This window comes from Thermomonas sp. (assembly GCF_023953935.1).
Taxonomy (GTDB): domain Bacteria; phylum Pseudomonadota; class Gammaproteobacteria; order Xanthomonadales; family Xanthomonadaceae; genus Thermomonas.
This window is the reverse complement of sequence record NZ_JAMLIW010000004.1, coordinates 114522-132297: the sequence shown is the minus strand read 5'-3', so window position 1 is coordinate 132297 and position 17776 is coordinate 114522. Positions and strand designations below refer to the sequence as shown.

Genomic DNA, 17776 nt, shown 5'->3' with positions numbered 1-17776 from the left:
GGCCGACGGGCGCCTACAGCCAGCCCTTCTGCCGCGCCAGCCGGTAGGCCTCGATGCGATTGCCGACGCCGAGCTTGCCGATCGCCTCGGACAGGTAATTGCGCACGGTGCCGTGCGAGAGGTTGAGCCTGTCCGCGATCTCACCAGCCGACAGGCCTTCGCCGGCCAGCCGCAACGCCTGGCGCTCGCGATCGGTCAATGGATCGGCTTCGCCCCAGGCCTCCATCGCCAGCTGCGGATCGACCGACCGGCCGCCGCGGTGCACCTGGCGAATGGCGGCAGCCAGCTGTTCGGCCGGCGCATCCTTGAGCAGATAGCCGCGCACGCCGGCATCCAGCGCGCGGCGCAGGAAGCCGGCGCGGGCGAAGGTGGTGATGATGACCACCTTGATCGGCAGTTCGTGGCGCGCGATGCGCTGGGCCAGTTCCAGCCCGGTCAGGCCGGGCATCTCGATGTCGGTCAGCAGCACATCGGGCTTCAGCCGTTGCAGTTCGCGCCAGGCCGATTCCCCGTCACCGACATTGGCCACCACCTCGAGGTCGGACTCCATCCCCAGCAGCGCGGTCAACGCACCGCGCAGCATGGCCTGGTCTTCAGCGAGCAAGATGCGAATCATCCCTGCACCTTCGCCTGTGGTTTGCCCTGGAATCCACCTGCCGTGGGGACGGCGCGCAGCGGCAGCAGCGGTTCCTGCCAGGTCAGCGGCACCCGCACCAGCAGCCGCGTGCCGCCATTGCGGGGTGAATCGACGCTCAAGCTGCCGCCCAATTCCGCGACGCGGGCACGCATGCCACTGAGGCCATTGCCATCCACGGCAACGCCACCACGCCCGTTGTCGCCAATGCACAGCTGCACGGCCTTGTCTTCGCGGGTGAATTCCACCTGCGCCTGCGCGGCGTGCGCATGCCGGCCAATATTGGTGACCGCCTCACGCAGCACCAGCGCCAGTCCGCGCTCGACCTCGGGCGGCAGGCCCGGCGGCGGCGCGCCGTAATCCAGCTGCACCTGCGCCGATTCCAGCAGCAGCCGGGCCGAGGCGAGTTCCGCCGCCAGGTCGGTCGCGCGGATGCCGGTGACGGCACTGCGCACCTGCGCCAGGGCCTCGCGCGCCACCCGTTCGGCCTCTTCCAGCTCCCGCTTCGCGGCCCCCGAGTCTCGCTCGAACAGCTTGCGCGCCAACTCCAGTTTCAGGGTAATCAGCGACAACGTATGCCCCAGCAAATCGTGCAGGTCGCGACCGATGCGCTCGCGTTCGGCGGTCGCGGCCAGCTTGCGGACTTCTTCCTGCGACAGCGCCAAGGCGGCGTCATTCTCCTGGGCAGCGTGCTCGACGTTGACGATCATGCCGATCACGAAGGTCATGACCGGCACCCACATCCAGAATTGCGGCGGATAGTCGAGCGCCCATGCCACCGCCACGAACACGATATTCATCGCCAGCAGCTGCAGGGCATAGTGGAGCAGGCGCGGGCGCTGCTCGGACACCCGCAGCATCACGCAGCCGAACACGAAATAACTCAGCCCGGAAGGGTACCAGCGCAGCAAAACCAGACTGAGTGCCGCCATCGCCAGCGCGTGGCACCAGCCCTGCCGACGCGGCCCGAAGATGATCCGTGCGTACAGCCACAGGAACAGCGGATACGACAGCAGGGTCAGCGTCAGCCACCGCCAGTCGTAGCCATCACCCAGCAGCGGGGTGAAGAACACCCACAGCGACCACAGCAGGTGGACGCCGCCGGTCCAGGGCGATTTGCCGCGGCGCACGTCCTGCGCTGCCGCCGAATCCGGCGCCGGGGTGAACTGGCGTTGCAACCAGGCAAGCAGGCTCATGCACGCATCCTAGAACAACTGCAAACAAGGATGCGGCGCATGTTCTTCCTTTACGCGGCGCGGCGGCATCCCCGACCATCATCACCAGCGCATGACAAGTGTCAGCGGACACCGCCCGCTTTCGCGTTCAAGCTGGCCCAAGGTTCGTCGCCCGCGATGGAGGTGCTTCCGATGCTGACACATCCGCGAAAAATGCTGGCCCCCACACTGTCCCTGGGCTTTCTGGCCGCCGCCTTTCGTTTCGATGCCCACCACCTCGAATGGTTCTGGGCCGACCAGCCGATCGTCGCCATCGCGCTGGCCTGCATGGCCGCGGGCTTCGGCATCGCTGCGCTGTTTGCACTGCACAACGCGCGACGTCAGCCGCCACGGTGAGCGCATTTGCCCGATGATGACTGCTCCGCCGCTTCGATGAAATCCGCATGAACAGCAACGCCGACCTTCTCAAATCCCTGAAGATCGACCGCAATGCCGCGCCGCCGCCGGAGTCACGCACGGGGCTGTGGATTGCCGTGGGCGTCATCGCAGCGCTGGTCCTGGTCGCCGGCGGCTGGTTCCTGCTGCACAAGGACCAGGGCATTGAAGTGCGAGTGGCCGAGGTCACTGCCATTGGTGGCAGCGGCAGCGCCGGTCCGGCCGTGCTCGATGCCACCGGCTACGTGGTCGCGCGACGGATGGCCACAGTGTCGGCGAAGGTCACCGGCAAGGTGCGCGACGTGCTGATCGAAGAAGGCCAGCGGGTCGAGGAAGGCCAGGTGCTGGCGCATCTGGATCCGGTCGATGCCGATGCGCAGCGCGCGCTGTCCGCCGCGCAGCTGGCCGCGGCGCAAAGCCAGATCGCCGGCGTGGCCGCCCAGCTCAAGCAGGCCGAGGCCGATGCCAATCGGCTGGGCGCGCTGGCGCGCCAGCAACTGGTGTCACGCGCGCAGTCCGATCAAGCCATCGCGGCGCGCGATGCGCTGCGCGCGCAGCTGGCCACCGCCCGGCACAATGCGCAGGTGGCGCGCGACGCCCTGCGCATCGCCGACAACGGCATCGACAACACCATCGTGCGTGCGCCGTTCGCCGGCGTGGTGATTGCCAAGGCCGCGCAGCCGGGTGAAATCGTCTCGCCATTGTCGGCCGGCGGCGGTTTCACCCGCACCGGCATCGGCACGATTGTCGATATGGCCTCGCTGGAAGTCGAGGTCGACGTCGGCGAGGCCTACATCGGCCGGGTCAAGCCGGACATGCGCACCGAGACCGTACTCAATGCCTATCAGGATTGGAAGATCCCGGGCAAGGTCATCGCCATCATCCCGACCGCCGATCGCGGCAAGGCGACGGTGAAGGTGCGCGTCAGCCTCGGCGCACTGGGCGATCCGCGGCTGGTGCCGGACATGGGCGCGCGGGTGCGCTTCCTCGATGAGGCCAAGCCGGCGCAGGCCAATGCCCACCCGGGCGTGCTGGCACCCGCCAGTGCGATTGTCGAGCGCGGCGGCAAGTCGGTGGTGTTCGTGCAAACCGGCGAGACCGTCTCGATGCGCACGGTCCAGCTGGGCCGCACCCTGGGCGATGACCGCGAAGTGCTGTCCGGCCTGTCCGGCGGCGATCAGGTCGTGCTCGAGCCAGCCGATCAACTCCGCGATGGCGCCCGCGTTCGCGTCACCACCGATGCCGATACCGACGCCGATACCAGCACCGAATGACGCACCCTCCCGCCGCCCCGGCCATTCGGGAGGCGACCTGCAAGGACACCCCATGACCACCCTCGTCAGCATCCGCAACCTGCACAAGACCTACCAACGCGGCCCGGAAAAAGTCGATGTGCTGCGCGGCATCGACCTCGACATCGCCGAGGGCGATTTCGTCGCCCTGATGGGCCCCTCGGGTTCGGGCAAGACCACCTTGCTCAACCTGATCGGCGGGCTGGATTCGCCCAGCGCCGGCAGCATTGAAATCGCCGGCCAGCACATCGAGCAACTCGGCTCCGGCCAGCTGGCGCAATGGCGCAGCAACCATGTCGGCTTCGTGTTCCAGTTCTACAACCTGATGCCGACACTGACCGCGCAGAAGAACGTCGAACTGCCGCTGCTGTTGACCCGGCTGTCGGCCGCGCAGCGCAGGCAGAATGCGGCCGTGGCGCTGCAGCTGGTGGGCCTGGGGGATCGCGGCAAGCATCGTCCGAACGAACTGTCCGGCGGCCAGCAGCAGCGCGTGGCGATCGCACGCGCGATCGTGTCCGACCCCACCCTGCTGATCTGCGACGAGCCCACCGGCGACCTTGATCGAGCCTCGGCGGAGGAGATCCTCGGCCTGCTGCAGACGCTCAACCGCGAACACGGCAAAACCATCGTCATGGTGACCCACGACCCCAAGGCCGCCGAGTACGCCAGCCACACCCTGCACCTGGACAAGGGCGTGCTGGTCGAACAGGCCGCGCACGCGGCCTGAGCCCCTCTCCCCCGGGAGAGGGGTTGGGGTGAGGGCCAACCCACATCCGGCGCTCCGCGCCAGCTTCCCGCGAGCGGGAAGGACAAGCTGGAGGCAACATGAAATATTTCCATCTGGTCTGGGCCGCGCTGGTGCGCAGCAAGACCCGCACCCTGCTCACCCTGATGTCGGTGGTGGCCGCCTTCCTGCTGTTCGGGATGCTGGATTCGGTGCGCGTCGCCTTCAACTCCGGCGGCGATGTCGCCGGCGCCAACCGCATGGTGACCATGTCGCGGCTATCGATCACCCAGATGCTGCCGTACAGCCTGGTCGAGCAGGTGCGCGCGGTGCCCGGGGTCGACAAGGTGGCCTACGCCGCGTGGTTTGGCGGCATCTACCGCGACCCCAAGAACTTCTTCCCGAACTTCAGCGTCAGCCCGGATTTTCTGGATTTGTATCCGGAATACCAGATCCCGACCGGGCAGCTGCGGGCATGGCAGGCCGACCGCCGTGGCGCCATCGTCGGCGACACCCTGGCGCGGCGGTTCGGCTGGAAGATCGGCGACACCATTCCGCTGCAGGCGACGATCTTCCCGACCCACGGCAGCAACGACTGGCCGTTCACGCTGCGCGGCATCTACAAGGTCAGCGACAGCAAGCGCAAAGGCGAGGAAATGGCGCTGTACTTCCACTGGACCTATTTCGACGAGGCCAACGACTATGTGAAGAGCCGCATCGGCTGGCTGGTGGTCAAACCCAAGCCGGGAGCCTCGTCGGACCGGATCGCGCAGGCGATCGACCGCCTCAGCGAAAACTCCGATCACGAAACCAAGACCCAGAGCGAACAGGCGTTCAACCAGGCCTTCGTCAAGCAATTCGCCGACATCGGCCTGATCGTCACCGCGATCATGGGCGCGGTGTTCTTCACCCTGCTGCTGCTGACCGGAAACACCATGGCCCAAGCGGTGCGCGAACGCATTCCCGAACTGGCGGTACTGAAGACGATCGGTTTCTCCAACCGCAGCGTGCTGTGGCTGGTGCTGGCCGAATCGGTGCTGCTGGTGGTGCTGGGCGGGGTGCTGGGGCTGGCCATCGCAGCGGTCATCGTCCCCATCGTCGGCGCCGCCAGCGGCGGCATGGTGCAATTGCCCGGCCTGATGCCGGAAACCTGGTGGCTCGGGCTGCTGCTGATGCTCGCCATCGGCGTCGTTGTCGGCGCCCTGCCGGCCCTGCGCGGCATGCGCCTGAATATTGTTGATGCGCTGGCGGGACGTTGATCATGGTAATGCCGTGCAGCCAAGCGAGGCCTGCTCCGTTCGCGGTGAGCCCGTCGAACCATGAACGGCACCGCCCGCACACCGCCCCAGCGTCGACACCCCCACGTCGAACCGATCCAACCTTGAGGCCTTGGTCATGAAGCGCTTCCTTGCCAATCTTCTCGTCGTGCTCCTCCTGGCCGTGCTGCTGGGCGTCTGGATCATTGCGCCTTGGCCGGTGGTGCTCGGCGTCGCCGTCCTCATCGCGCTGTGGCTGCTGCTGACCCGCAGCGGGCGACTGGCGCTGGAAGCGGCCAGGATCGGCATCGCCAGCCTGCCGCAGCGCTGGGGCGCGTCCTTGGTGATCGTGGTCGGCATCGCCGGCGTGGTCGGCGTGTTGGTGGCGATGCTGGCGATGGGCGAGGGCTTCAAGGCCACGCTCAACCACACCGGCAGCGACGACACCGCGATCCTGTTGCGCGCAGGCGCACAAGCAGAAACCAATTCCGTGATCACCCGCGACCAGGTGCCGCTGATCTCTGCGCTGCCGGGCATCGCCCGGGATCGCGACGGGCACGCGCTGGTGTCACCGGAGTTGTCCCAGGTGGTCAACCTGAGCAGCAGATCCGACGGCAGCGACGTCAATGTCCAGTTCCGCGGCATCGGCCCGGCCGGCTGGACGCTGCGGCCGAAACTGCGCATCGTCGAAGGCCGCAAGTTCCGGCCGGGACTGCGCGAAATCGTGGTCGGCCGCGGCGCGCAGCGCCAGTTCCGGGACATGGAGGTCGGCCGCCACATTGAGCTGGCGAATCAGCAATGGACCATCGTCGGCGTGTTCGAGTCCCACGATTCGCATGATTCGGAATTGTGGACCGATGCCGACGTGCTCGGCCCGGCCTACCAACGCCCGGCGTTCCAGTCGGTGACCCTGAAGCTGGACGGCAAGCAGGGATTCCGCCAGCTCAAGGCCGCCCTGGCCGCCGACCCGCGGCTGAAGCTGGACGCTGCCACCACCCGCGACTATTTCGGCAAGCAGTCGGAAGGGCTGACCAAGCTGATCTCGATCCTCGGGACGGTGATCGGCGCGATCATGGCGATCGGTGCGGCGTTTGGCGCGCTCAACAGCATGTTCGCGGCGGTCGCCGGCCGCGCGCGGGAGATCGCGACCCTGCGCGCGATCGGCTTCCGCGGGCTGCCGGTCGTCACCGCCGTGATGCTGGAAACCCTGCTGCTGGCGCTGCTGGGTGGCCTGGTGGGCGCCGCCATCGCTTGGGCGGGTTTCAATGGCTATACCGTCAGTACCCTGGGCAACAACTTCAGCCAGGTGGTGTTCCAGTTCAAGGTCACTCCGGCGCTGGCCTGGACCGGCCTGAAATGGGCGCTGGGGATTGGCTTGGTGGGTGGTCTGTTCCCGGCGCTGCGGGCGGCGCGGCTGCCGGTCACCGAGGCACTGCGGGCGGGCTGAGCCGGCCGCCTCAGACCACCTCGGCCAACTCCGCTTCCCGCGGCGGGCGACCGCCGCGCAGGCCATCGACCACGAACAAGGCCAGGGCGATCCAGATGCAGACAAAGCCCACCAGCCGCGCCTGGTCGAAAGGCTCGCCCAGCAGGTACACGCCGATCAGGAATTGCAGCGTCGGCGAGATGTATTGCAGCAACCCGGCCACGCTCAGCGGGATCCGCCGCACCGCGTAGGCGAACCCGATCAGCGGCAGCGCGGTCAGCACCCCCGACAGCGCCAGTAGCAGCGCGTTGAGGACGCCGTAGCCGTGGCCGAAACCACCGCCGCCGTGGCCTTCGATCCACAGCAGCCAGAGCAGCCCGGGCAGGAACAGGAACGCGCTCTCCACGCCCAGCCCCGCCACCGGGTCCACGTGCGCCTGCTTGCGCAGCAGGCCGTACAGGCTGAACGAGACCGCCAGCGTCAGCGCGATCCACGGCAGCCCGCCGTACTGCACGGTCAGCCAGACCACGCCGGCCAGCGCCACCAGCACCGAGGCCCATTGCAGGGCGCGCAGCCGCTCGCGCAGGAACAGCACCCCGATCACCACGTTGCACAGCGGGTTGATGAAATAGCCGAGCGCGGCTTCCACCACGTGACCGGCATTCACCGCCCAGATGTACAGCCCCCAGTTGCCGGCGATCAGCAGGCTCGACGCCGCCAGCGTCCAGCCCAGCTTCGGCTGCCCGGCCAGGGTCTGCCGCAGCCAGCCGCGCCCGCTGCGCCACAGCAATACGACCGCGACGAACAGCGCGCTCCACACCACCCGGTGCAGCACGATCTGCAGCGAAGGCACGGCATTGAGCAAGTGCCAGTACAGCGGCGAAAAACCCCAGGTGACGAACGCCGCCACCGCCGCCCAGACGCCGCGCACGGCATCGGCGTGTGCATTGTCGCTCATGCCGCATCGCTCCCGGCCACCAGCTTGCGCAGCGCCTTGCCGAAGGTGATCACGACCACGCCCAGCAGGATCACGCCCATGGCGGCCAGCTCGCTGCCGCCGAAGCGCTCGTGCGCCAGCCACGCGCCCAGCAGCACCGCGATCGCCGGATTGACGTAGGCATAGCTGCCCGCCAGCGCCGGCCGCACGTGGCTCAGCAGCCAGATGTAGGCGGTGAACCCGCCCAGCGAGCCCAGCACCACCAGATACCAGAAAGCGGCCAGTGCGCGCGCATCGGGCACTTGCGCAAACCGCTCGCCCAAAGCCAACCCGACCCCGACCATCAAGGCTCCGCCGCACAGCATCTGCCCGGCCGCCGACATGAACGGCGCCGGCAGATCACGGTCGCGGCTCCAGATCGAGCCGTAGGCCCAGCCGAGGCAGGCCACCAGCAGGGCGACCAGCCCCAGCGGCGAACCGGCGAGGCTGCTGCCGGCGTTGAGCCAGAGCACGCCCAGGAAGCCGATCCCCAGTCCCAGCCATTCCAGCCGGGTCGGGCGGTCGCCGCGGATCGCCGCGAAGATCGCCAACCACAGCGCCGAAGAGGCCACCGCCACTGCGGTCAGGCCCGAGGACACCGTGGTCTCGGCCAGATTCACCATGCCGTTGCCCAGCAACAGCATGAAAAAGCCCATCGGCAGCAGATTGCGCCACTGCGCACGGCGCGGCGCCGGCACCCCGCGCCAGCGCAGGAAGGCGTAGAACAGGCCACCAGCGACCAGAAAGCGGATCCCGCCCAGCAGGAACGGCGGGAAGCCCCCCTCCAGCGCGAACCGGATCGCCAGATAGGTCGACCCCCAGATCAGGTACAGCGCCGCCAGCGCCAGCGCGACGCCGGAAGCGGGCGCCGTGGCGACAGACGCAGGGGAAACGGTGGAAGACGCCATCGGGAATCCATCAGCGACCGCGGGCGCCGGAAGGCACCCGCGTGGGCAAGGCAAGTGGCTGCAACCGACGGGCGCGCTCAGTCGGCCCAGTGTCCGGCTGCATTGCGCGTCTGCGGCAGCACCTGGGCGGCCAGACGGCCATCGCGGCCGAGCAGCCCGATGGCATCACCCAGGATCGCCGCCGACTCGCGCAGCAGCGGGTCGGTGGCCTTGCGCGCCGCCTCCGCCCGGGCCACGTCGTCGGCTGCGTTGCGCTCGTCGGCGGTCAGTCCGTCGTCGGCCCGGCTCTCCAGCAGCGGATCGCGGTTGATGCCAAGCCGGGCGCGGGTCTCGGCGCGCTGCTTGCGCTGGGCGTCGAAGCGGTCGCGTTCGGCGCGGCGATCGACCTCGTTGAGCGAAATCCACTTCTTGGCCTGCTCTTCGCGGAACTGGCGCACGTCCTCGACCCACCACTGGTATTCGACATCGCGCGCCGCACGCGCCTCGTGCCGTGATTGCAGCGGCGCCAGCAGCGGCGCGAAATTGCCGTACTGCACGTGCGGGGCGGCCACGATCCGGGTCCACGGCAGCGCGTTCGGATACGTGCTCTCGCCGTATTCGCTGGCGTCCACGCTGGTCGGGAAGGTCACGTCCGGCACCACGCCCTTGTTCTGGGTGCTGCTGCCGCCCGGGCGGAAGAACTGGGCAACGGTCAGCTTGAGCTCACCGTAGCGCGCGTCTTCCTTGGACGGCCAGCGATCGAGGTCGAGCATGGTCTGCACCGTGCCCTTGCCGAACGTGGTCTCGCCGATGATCAGCCCGCGCCCGTAGTCCTGGATCGCGCCAGCAACGATTTCCGACGCCGACGCCGAGGCGCGATTGACCAGCACCGCCAGCGGTCCGTCCCAGGCCACGCCGGCGTCCTGGTCATGGTTCACCGTCACCTTGCCGCCGGATTCGCGCACCTGCACCACCGGGCCCTTGTCGATGAACAGCCCGGTCAGCTCGACCGCTTCGGCCAGCGAGCCGCCGCCATTGCCACGCAGGTCGAGCACCACCCCATCGACCTTCTGGGCGCGGAAGGAGGTGAGCATCTTGGCGATGTCACGGGTGGCCGAGGCATAGTTGGGATCGCCGCGCCGGCGCGCCTCGAAATCCTGGTAGAAGCCGGGCAGGCGGATCACGCCGATTCGCCGCGCCGGGCCGTCACCGCTGGCGGGAACCACGATGGTTTCGGCGCGCGCGCGCGCGTCTTCGATCCGCACCTTGGCGCGGGTCAGCCGCAGCTCCTGCGGCTTGCTGTCCAGCGGCGCCTCGGCCGGCACCACGTCGAGCCGGACCAGGGTGCCGGCCTTGCCGCGGATCAGCTGCACCACGTCATCCGTGCGCCAGCCGATCACGTCCTTCATGTCGCCGGCCGCGCCCTGCGCCACGCCGACGATGCGGTCGCCGCTCTTGAGCCCGCCGCTGCGCTCCGCCGGCCCACCCGGCACCAGCTCGCGCACCACGATCGCGTCGTCCTGGCGAAACAGCACCGCGCCGATGCCTTCCAGCGAGTTGGACATGGTGATGGCGAAATTTTCCGCACTGCGCGGGTTCATGTACTCGGTGTGCGGATCGATGGTCTCCGCATAGGCATTCATGAAACTCTGGAAGACGTCGTCGCCCTTGAGCGCATCGATGCTGTCGAGCATGTTGGCGTAGCGCTTGTCCAGCGTCTTGCGGATCTCCTCGGGCTTCTTGCCGGCCAGCTTCAGCCGCAGCCAGTCGTTCATCACCGACTGCCGCCACAGCGCGTCGAGGGCGGCCGCATCGGCCCAAGGCGCATCCTCGCGGTCGTAGTAATAGCGTTCATTGCCGGTGAAATCGAAATCGCCCTTGAGCAAGCCACGCGCATAGGCCACGCGCTGGCGCACCCGCTCGCGGTAGACGGTGAAGATCGCCCAGGCCGGCGTCACCTGGCCGCTGCGGATCGCATTTCCGAGCGTGCCGGCATAGGGCTGGAACCCGGCCACGTCCTGCGCGGTGAGGAAGAACCTGTTCGGGTCCAGCCCCTTCAGGTACTCGTCGAGGATCTGCCGGGACAACGCCGCATCGAGCGCGCGCGGGCGATAGGCATAGCGGCTGTCGGACAGCAGGCCGTAGACCATGCGCGAGGTGGTCATCTGCGCCGTGGTCGGCCCGCTGCCGATACCGGGATTCTGGTCGGCGGCAAACCCGGCGGTCGACAGCGCCAGCGGCAGGACCAGCGCCAGGCCGAGGAGCAGGGCGCGCAAGGGACGGGGAAAGAGCTGGATCATCGTGTCTCCGCGGCGTGGCGCGCCGCTGCAAGGAGTTCTTGTTGGAATGCCAGATTGGCGAGCGGCCGGATGCCTGCCCAGTGCCGGAAGTCCGCGCCGATCGCCGGTTCTCACTTTATCCGGCACGCGTGGGCAAATGTGAACGTGCGCCTGACAGCCAAGGTCAACGCAGCGGCGTCCGCGCAAAGGCCACGACCCGCGACGATCCACGCCATTTCAGGCGGCCCCCGACTCCGCGTGCCGCAGCGCGTCCAGCGCCGCGGGCAGACCCGCGCGCGGCTGCAGGGTGAAGCCGAACTGGCGTGCCAGATGGTCGCTGAGCACCGGCTTGACCGCGGCAAGTGAAGACGGCCCGCCCAGGTCCTGCATGGCCACCACCTGCAACCCGGCATATCCGCAGGGGTTGATGCGCGCGAACGCGGCCGTGCTTTCGCCGGCGATGTTGAACGCCAGCCCGTGGAAGGCGCGGCCGTGGCGCACCCGGATGCCCAAGGCCGCGATCTTGGCGCCATTGACGTACACGCCGGGCGCCCCGGCGCGACGGGTGGCACCGATGTTCCATGCGTCCAGCGTGTCTATGACGGCCTGCTCGATCCGGCACACGTACTCGCGCACGCCGATCTTCAGCCGCTTCAGGTCAAGCAGCGGATAGGCAACGATCTGGCCGGGCCCGTGGTAGGTCACCTGGCCACCGCGATCGACGTGGATGACCGGAATCCCGCCCGGCATCAGCACATGCTCGGGCTTGCCGGCCTGGCCGAGGGTGAAGACCGGCTCATGTTCGACCAGCCACAATTCGTCGTCCGTGGTTTCGCCGCGCGCGTCGGTGAAGGCCTGCATCGCCCGCCAGACCGGCAGGTAGGGCTGGCGGCCGAGATCGAAGCAGGCCGCGGGCCGGCCACCCGCGTCCGGGCGAGAACCGGCGCCCGGTGCCAGCGCGGGGCAGGCCGACGCGGCGCTTACAGCGTCCACTTCACTTCCGGATGATCGCGCAGCGCCTGATGCGCGCGCTCGTAGTCGCCCCGCGTGGCGGCGCGGAACGAAATCCGCACCGACACGAACTTGCCGTTGGCCGAATGGCGCCAGTTCACGGTTTCGTGCAGGACTTCGATTCCCGCCGCCTGCAGATGCTGCGGCAGTTCGAATTCCAGATGTTTGTCGGCGCTGCCCATGGCCGCCAGCTGAAAGACGCCGGGAAACTGGAAGCCGTGCTCGGGATTGTCGGAATGGAGGTTGTTCATTGCATCCAGATGGGGGCGGATCGCATGCAGCGCAAGCCGCACGCCGTGCCGCTCAACTCTCCCACCACATCAGCAAGTCATGCCAGAGGCGCTTGAAGAAGCCGCCCTCCTCGACCGCGTCCAGCGCCACCAGCGGGGCCTGCGCCACCACCTTGCCGTCCAGCGTCACCTTCACCGTCCCGATCCGCTGACCCTTGGCGATCGGAGCGGTGAGCGAACGCGGCAATTCCATGCTGGCTTTCATCCGCGAATACTTGCCGCGCTGTGCGGTGACCAGCAGCGGGCTGGCCACGCCGACCCGCACCAGGTCGGCCGCGCCCTTCCACACCTTCGGCGAGGCCAGCACGCGATTGGCTTCGTAGAGACGGTGGGTTTCGTAGAACCGGAAGCCCCAGTTGAGCAGGGCCTGCGAATCCACCGCGCGCTGGTTCTCGCTGACATCGCCCATCACCACCGTGATCAGGCGCTGGTCGCCGCGCTTGGCCGACGTCATCAGGCAATAGCCGGCGGCGCTGGTGTGCCCGGTCTTGATGCCGTCCACGGAAGGATCGCGCCACAGCAGCAGGTTGCGGTTGGGCTGGGTGATCGGTCCGACCGTGAATTCCTTGATCCTGTTGTAGGCGTAGGCGTCGGGGAAATCGCGGATCAGCGCCCGCCCGAGCAGGGCCAGGTCGTGGGCGGTGGTGACATGGCCTTCGGCATGCAGCCCGTGCGGATTGACGAAGTGGGAGCGGGTCATCCCGATCTTCTTCGCGTAGGCGTTCATAAGCTGGGCGAAGGCGGCTTCGCTGCCGGCGACGTGTTCGGCCAGCGCGATCGCGGCATCGTTGCCGGACTGCACCACCATGCCGATTTCCATCTGCTCCAGCGGCGCGGTCTGGTTGACTTCGAAACCGCTGTAGCTGCCATCGGTGCCGGCGCCGCCCTCACGCCAGGCGTGTTCGGTCATCCTCACCGGATCGTTGCGGTGGATCTTGCCCGCCGCGATTTCGGCGGCGATCACGTAGCTGGTCATCACCTTGGTGATGCTGGCCGGCTCGACCAGAGCGTCGACGTTTTCGCCGGCGAGGATCTGCCCGGTCGCGTAGTCCATGACCAGCCAGGCCTTGCTGGTCTTGGGCGCGGGCGCATCGGGAATCGGCAGGCTGTCGCTGAGCGCCGCGGGCGCCGCGGGCGCCGCCGGGGGCGGGGTCTGGGCGAAACCGGCGCCGGGCGCGAGCCCCGCACCGAACGCAAGACTGGCGCTGGCCAGCACGATGAACGACAGCGAACGCAACCGCATCCGGATACTCTCCTTCGGGATCGCCGGGCCTGAACCGGCAGGACAGGGATCTATTCTAGGACAAGGCTGAAAAAGTCCAGCCCGGACTTTTCAGCACCGCCAAGCCCGGCACGTGCCCGGACTTGCGGCAAGGCCTTCAGTCGCTGACACGCTGCGGCCGACCCAATCCCAGACCTTCGATCCGGGACGCAAGTTCCGGAGCGGTTTCGGGATCGACCGGCCCCACCCGCAGCCGCCACACCTGACGGCCGCCGACCGTGGCAACCAGGATCCGGGCCCGGGTGACGGCGGCGCGCAGCAGGACCGAAAGCGCGTGCTTGGCGTTTTCCTCACTGCTGAAGCTGGCGACTTGCAGCACGACGGCATCCGGATCGGTGGCCACCGCGCTGGCCGCCGGGGCGGCGGCAGCCGCGACTTCCGCAGCCGCAGGGGCCAGGTTTGCCGGTGCCGGTGCCGGTGCCGGTGCCGGTGCCGGTGCCGGTGCCGGTGCCGGCGGCGAGGCAGCAGCAACAAGCGCAGGTGTTGCCGGCGCTGCGTCCGGCGCCGCCGGTGCGGGCTTCGGCCGGCCCGTGGCCACATGGATGCCGCGGGCGTGCATCCAGGCCTCGAACTCGGCGGCCGTCATGTTGCGCCCCCCTTGCTGCATGTAGAAGCGGTTGCCGTTGGGCGTCGCACTCCCCGCAGCCGGCGACGGCGTCACTTGGGCCGCCGCCGAAGCTGCTGCCGGTTCCGGTGGCCGCGGCGCGGCGTCCGTTGCCGCCACCGGCGGCAGGTCGGACACCAGTCGATCCAGCGCGGTTGGCGCGGGCGCAGGCGCAGGCGCGGGTGCGGGGGGCGGTGCCGGTGGTGCAGTCGACCGGCGTGCGGCCACGTCCGCAGCCATGTCGTCGGGCGTCAACGCCTCCACCCGCACCCGGGCGGTGCCGCGCTCGCGATAGCCGAGTTTGACCGCGGCGGCATAGCTCAGGTCGATGATCCGATCGGAATGGAACGGCCCGCGGTCGTTGACGCGGACGATGATCGAACGGCCGTTGGCGAGATTGGTGACGCGCGCGAAGCTGGGCAGCGGCAGGGTGCGGTGCGCGGCGGTGAAGGCGTACATGTCGTACACCTCCGAACTGGAGGTCCGGCGACCGTGGAATTTCCTGCCGTAATACGAAGCATTGCCCTCTTCGACATAGCCTTCGGCATCGTCCATTACCCGATAACGGCGACCGAGCACCACGTAGTCGCGGTTGCCGGTGCGCGCGCGCGGCTCCTCGCGCACTTCCGGTTCCGGGATCGCATCGACGTCGGGGATTTCGGCCGGCACCGTATCCGCCTCGCCGGGACGGAACAGGCCACCGGCAACATAGTCCCCGCGCTTGCTCGGGTCTTCCTGGGCCGGGGCATACGGCGATGTCCGGAGCGCCTCTGGCGGCGCTGTCGCCGCGGCGGCCGGCAGGTTCGGGGCCGGTGCGGGAGCCGGGGTGGATGCCGTCCGGTTGCCGGTCGTGGCGCAGGCCGCCAGCACCAGCGGCAGCGTGGCCAGCAGCAGCCGGCGGCCGCTCACCCGGCGTCTCCACCGCGTCCGGCGATCAATTCGGACAGCTGGTAGACCGCGGTCGCGTAGTGCCGCGAGATGTTGTAGGTGGTGATCGCCTTGAAGTCGTTGAAGACGATCCAGTATTCGGGGCCGGCGGCACCGTCGAGGGTGATCAGGGTCAGCGGCGTCGTGGCCGGCAAGGTCAGCGCCATCGCCGGTCGGTAATCGAGCGCGGCCAGCGCGGCCAGGGTCTGGTCGAGGGTGACGGCATTGCCCGGATTGGCGAAATCCTGCGCCCCGGGACCGCGCACGGCCCGCACCATCACCGGCCCGCCGCGCTGCCATTGCCCCTTCAGAGCAAAGTAGTTGGCCACCGAAGCGATCACGTCATCGAGATCATTGAACAAATCGCGACGGCCATCGCCATCGCCATCGACCGCGTACTGGCGGTAGCTCGACGGCATGAACTGGCCCCAGCCCATCGCCCCGGCATAGCTGCCTTTCAGCGTGGTGATGTCGAGGTGTTCTTCCTTGCCCAGCGCAAACAACTGGGCCAGTTCATCGCGGAAAAACGCCTCGCGCCTGTCTTCGTAGGCCACCCGCGCCGGGTCGCCGCTGCGCGGGTAGGCAAACGCCAGCGTATACAGCGCGTCCACCACCGGCCAGCTGCCCTTGTTGGCGCCGTAGCCGGTTTCCACGCCGAGAATGGCAGTGATGATTTCCGCCGGCACGCCATACTGGCGCTCGGCGCGTTGCAGGGCATCGCGGTGTGCCGCCAGGAAGGCGCGCCCGCCGTCGATCCGTGCCGGCTGGATGAAGATCGGGCGGTAATCGCGCCACGGCTTGGCTTCCGCGGGCCGCGACATCGCCTTGATGATGGGTTCGCGGATCTGCGCCCGCGCCAGCACCGCCTCGATCTCGGCCGCGGGTATGCCAAAGCGCTGCGCCGTCGTGCGCACGAAGTCGGCGCGGGCGGCGTCCAACCCGCGGACATGCGCCGCGCTGACGGGTTCCGGCGTTGCCGCAGGCGGTGCCGGCACGGCGGGTGCAGGTGCAGCGACCCCTGCCGCGACCTCGGGAGCCGGCTTGGGTGAGGGCGCCGCGCACGCCGCCAGGGCGAACACGACGACACAGGGCAGGACGCGGCGGATCATCCGCGCGCAGGGTAGCACGCAGCGCGCGCAAGTGCCCGTGGCCGCACAACCATCGCGCGCTGACCGCCCGCACCCAGGCGCTCCGCTCAGGATGCCGTTTTCGGGCCTTCCGCCGGAGGCGGGACTTCGATGCAGCACTCCGTGACCGCCGGCGCGGGCGACATGGCGGCGACCGCCGGCGCTGCGCGTTCGACCGCCACCACGCAATTCCGGCCCGCGGCCTTGGCGCGATACAAGGCGCGGTCCAGCGCCTGCAGGTCGATGCGCCCCGCCACCGCCGCATCCGAGGCAAAACTGGCGGCCAGGGGCACCGATTCTCCCTTCCACTGCCACACGGTCGTCGCCAGCGCCGATTGCAGCCGCTGCGCCGTCGCCAGCGCCGATTCGGCGTCGGCGCCGTCCAGCAGGATCAGGAACTCTTCGCCGCCCCAGCGCCCGATCACGCCCCGGTCGCGCAGCTGGTCGCGCATGATCCCGGCAACGCATTGCAGGACCGCATCCCCGGCCAGATGGCCATGGCGATCGTTGATGCGCTTGAAGTGGTCGATGTCGAACATCACCACACCGAACGTCCCGCCGCCGCGCCGGCTGCGCTCCTCCGCGCCACGCAGACGCTCATCCAGAGCGCGGCGATTGAGGCAGCCGGTCAGGGTGTCATGGGTCGCCAGGTGCTGGATCTTCTGCAGCAGCCCGGCAACGACCAGGCCCGCCAGCGCATTGTTGGTGGCCAGCAACGCCGTCACCGCCGTCCACAGGAACGGGATCGAGCCGCCGACCGAGGTCGATTCCAGCTGCACCGCCGTTTCCGGCCAGAACGCCAGCCCCAGGCCGCGCACGCTCAGCGCCAGTCCCAGCGCCGCAAACACCGTCGCCACGATCCGCAGCGGCAGCCGCGCGATCTGGCCATCGCCCTGACGCAGGCAGTCGCCGGCGATACGGAACACCAGCAAGGCCAGGGTGATCGAGAACAGGATCCCGCGCTTGCGGATCGTGACATCCGGATACGGAATCAGGGCCAAGACCAGCGCGAAGGCTGCCACGACCAGCAGGGTCTCGCGGCGGCTCGACGGCAGCCGCAGCAGGCCGTTGACGCCGTCGCGAAAACACGCGATCCCGACGATCAGCAGCACGTCCGCCGCCCAGTAGTCCATCCAGAACGCCAACGGCGTGACGTCGTCGCTGCGCCGCAGGACCAGCAGAACGCCCACCACCAGCAGCAGATTGGCAAGCGCAAAGCGCAGCGCCGTCGCGTGCGACAACTTGCCGGGGAAGCCGAGCAGGAGCCAGCCCAGGCAGCCCAGACCACCGGCCAGCGCCACCACCTGGGTCAGGGTCGTCGTGATGATGGATGCTTCCGACTGCATGGCCTTGCTGCTCCCGAACCCACCCTCGGCCACTGCGGTCGCCCTGAACCTTCGGACGCTACCACAAGTTGCCGTGGCGGAAGCGGCGCGGACCGACCCTCCCTG

At 68.6% G+C, this 17776-nt stretch carries 16 protein-coding genes; 5 read left to right on the top strand and 11 right to left on the bottom strand.

Going from position 1 to position 17776, the window contains the following annotated elements; translation table 11 throughout:
- Nucleotides 1-13: 13 nt before the first annotated feature.
- Nucleotides 14-616 carry a response regulator transcription factor gene (locus M9902_RS06170; RefSeq protein WP_297221585.1) on the bottom strand — a complete coding sequence of 201 codons (603 nt, stop codon included), beginning with the start codon at nucleotides 614-616 and terminating at the stop codon, nucleotides 14-16.
- Nucleotides 613-1830 (bottom strand): sensor histidine kinase, encoded by a 1218-nt coding sequence (locus M9902_RS06165; protein WP_297221584.1) that lies wholly within the window; start codon nucleotides 1828-1830, stop codon nucleotides 613-615. The genes M9902_RS06170 and M9902_RS06165 overlap by 4 nt, the downstream gene beginning before the upstream one ends.
- Before the next feature lie 30 nt (nucleotides 1831-1860).
- Between M9902_RS06165 and M9902_RS06160 the strand changes: the two genes are divergently transcribed.
- From M9902_RS06160 to M9902_RS06140, 5 genes are all read left to right on the top strand, one after another.
- Entirely contained in the window at nucleotides 1861-2205 is a 345-nt protein-coding gene (locus tag M9902_RS06160) for a hypothetical protein (RefSeq protein ID WP_297221583.1), read from the top strand.
- Between the two features lie 47 nt (nucleotides 2206-2252).
- Nucleotides 2253-3518 (top strand): efflux RND transporter periplasmic adaptor subunit, encoded by a 1266-nt coding sequence (locus tag M9902_RS06155; protein WP_297221582.1) that lies wholly within the window; start codon nucleotides 2253-2255, stop codon nucleotides 3516-3518.
- A gap of 52 nt (nucleotides 3519-3570) precedes the next feature.
- Nucleotides 3571-4263, top strand: a complete 693-nt coding sequence (locus tag M9902_RS06150; RefSeq protein ID WP_297221581.1) for an ABC transporter ATP-binding protein — start codon at nucleotides 3571-3573, stop codon at nucleotides 4261-4263.
- Nucleotides 4264-4361: 98 nt separating this feature from the next.
- On the top strand, nucleotides 4362-5519 hold the full coding sequence (locus tag M9902_RS06145) for an ABC transporter permease (protein WP_297173376.1): 1158 nt from the start codon (nucleotides 4362-4364) through the stop codon (nucleotides 5517-5519).
- Between the two features lie 136 nt (nucleotides 5520-5655).
- Entirely contained in the window at nucleotides 5656-6963 is a 1308-nt protein-coding gene (locus tag M9902_RS06140) for an ABC transporter permease (RefSeq protein ID WP_297173378.1), read from the top strand.
- Between the two features lie 10 nt (nucleotides 6964-6973).
- On the opposite strand, the gene rarD is transcribed toward M9902_RS06140, so the two are convergent.
- From rarD to M9902_RS06095, 9 genes are all read right to left on the bottom strand, one after another.
- A complete protein-coding gene (gene rarD, locus M9902_RS06135) occupies nucleotides 6974-7900 on the bottom strand; it encodes an EamA family transporter RarD (RefSeq protein WP_297221580.1) in 927 nt (308 codons plus the stop codon).
- A complete protein-coding gene (yedA, locus tag M9902_RS06130) occupies nucleotides 7897-8826 on the bottom strand; it encodes a drug/metabolite exporter YedA (protein ID WP_297221579.1) in 930 nt (309 codons plus the stop codon). The genes rarD and yedA overlap by 4 nt, the downstream gene beginning before the upstream one ends.
- A 77-nt stretch (nucleotides 8827-8903) precedes the next feature.
- A complete protein-coding gene (locus M9902_RS06125; protein ID WP_297173388.1) occupies nucleotides 8904-11105 on the bottom strand; it encodes a carboxy terminal-processing peptidase in 2202 nt (733 codons plus the stop codon).
- Between the two features lie 216 nt (nucleotides 11106-11321).
- Complete coding sequence (gene lipB, locus M9902_RS06120; protein WP_297221739.1) at nucleotides 11322-12041, bottom strand: lipoyl(octanoyl) transferase LipB; 720 nt, start codon at nucleotides 12039-12041, stop codon at nucleotides 11322-11324.
- A 23-nt stretch (nucleotides 12042-12064) separates the two neighbouring features.
- Nucleotides 12065-12346, bottom strand: coding sequence for a DUF493 family protein (locus tag M9902_RS06115; RefSeq protein WP_297221578.1), 282 nt, complete (start codon nucleotides 12344-12346; stop codon nucleotides 12065-12067).
- 52 nt (nucleotides 12347-12398) lie between these two features.
- Nucleotides 12399-13628, bottom strand: a complete 1230-nt coding sequence (locus tag M9902_RS06110) for a D-alanyl-D-alanine carboxypeptidase family protein (RefSeq protein WP_297221577.1) — start codon at nucleotides 13626-13628, stop codon at nucleotides 12399-12401.
- 136 nt (nucleotides 13629-13764) lie between these two features.
- Nucleotides 13765-15180: a septal ring lytic transglycosylase RlpA family protein gene (locus tag M9902_RS06105; protein WP_297221576.1), complete on the bottom strand. Its 1416-nt coding sequence runs from the start codon at nucleotides 15178-15180 to the stop codon at nucleotides 13765-13767.
- Nucleotides 15177-16307: a lytic murein transglycosylase B gene (gene mltB, locus M9902_RS06100; RefSeq protein ID WP_297221575.1), complete on the bottom strand. Its 1131-nt coding sequence runs from the start codon at nucleotides 16305-16307 to the stop codon at nucleotides 15177-15179. The genes M9902_RS06105 and mltB overlap by 4 nt, the downstream gene beginning before the upstream one ends.
- 86 nt (nucleotides 16308-16393) lie before the next feature.
- Nucleotides 16394-17671: a GGDEF domain-containing protein gene (locus M9902_RS06095; protein ID WP_297221574.1), complete on the bottom strand. Its 1278-nt coding sequence runs from the start codon at nucleotides 17669-17671 to the stop codon at nucleotides 16394-16396.
- Nucleotides 17672-17776 lie beyond the last annotated feature (105 nt).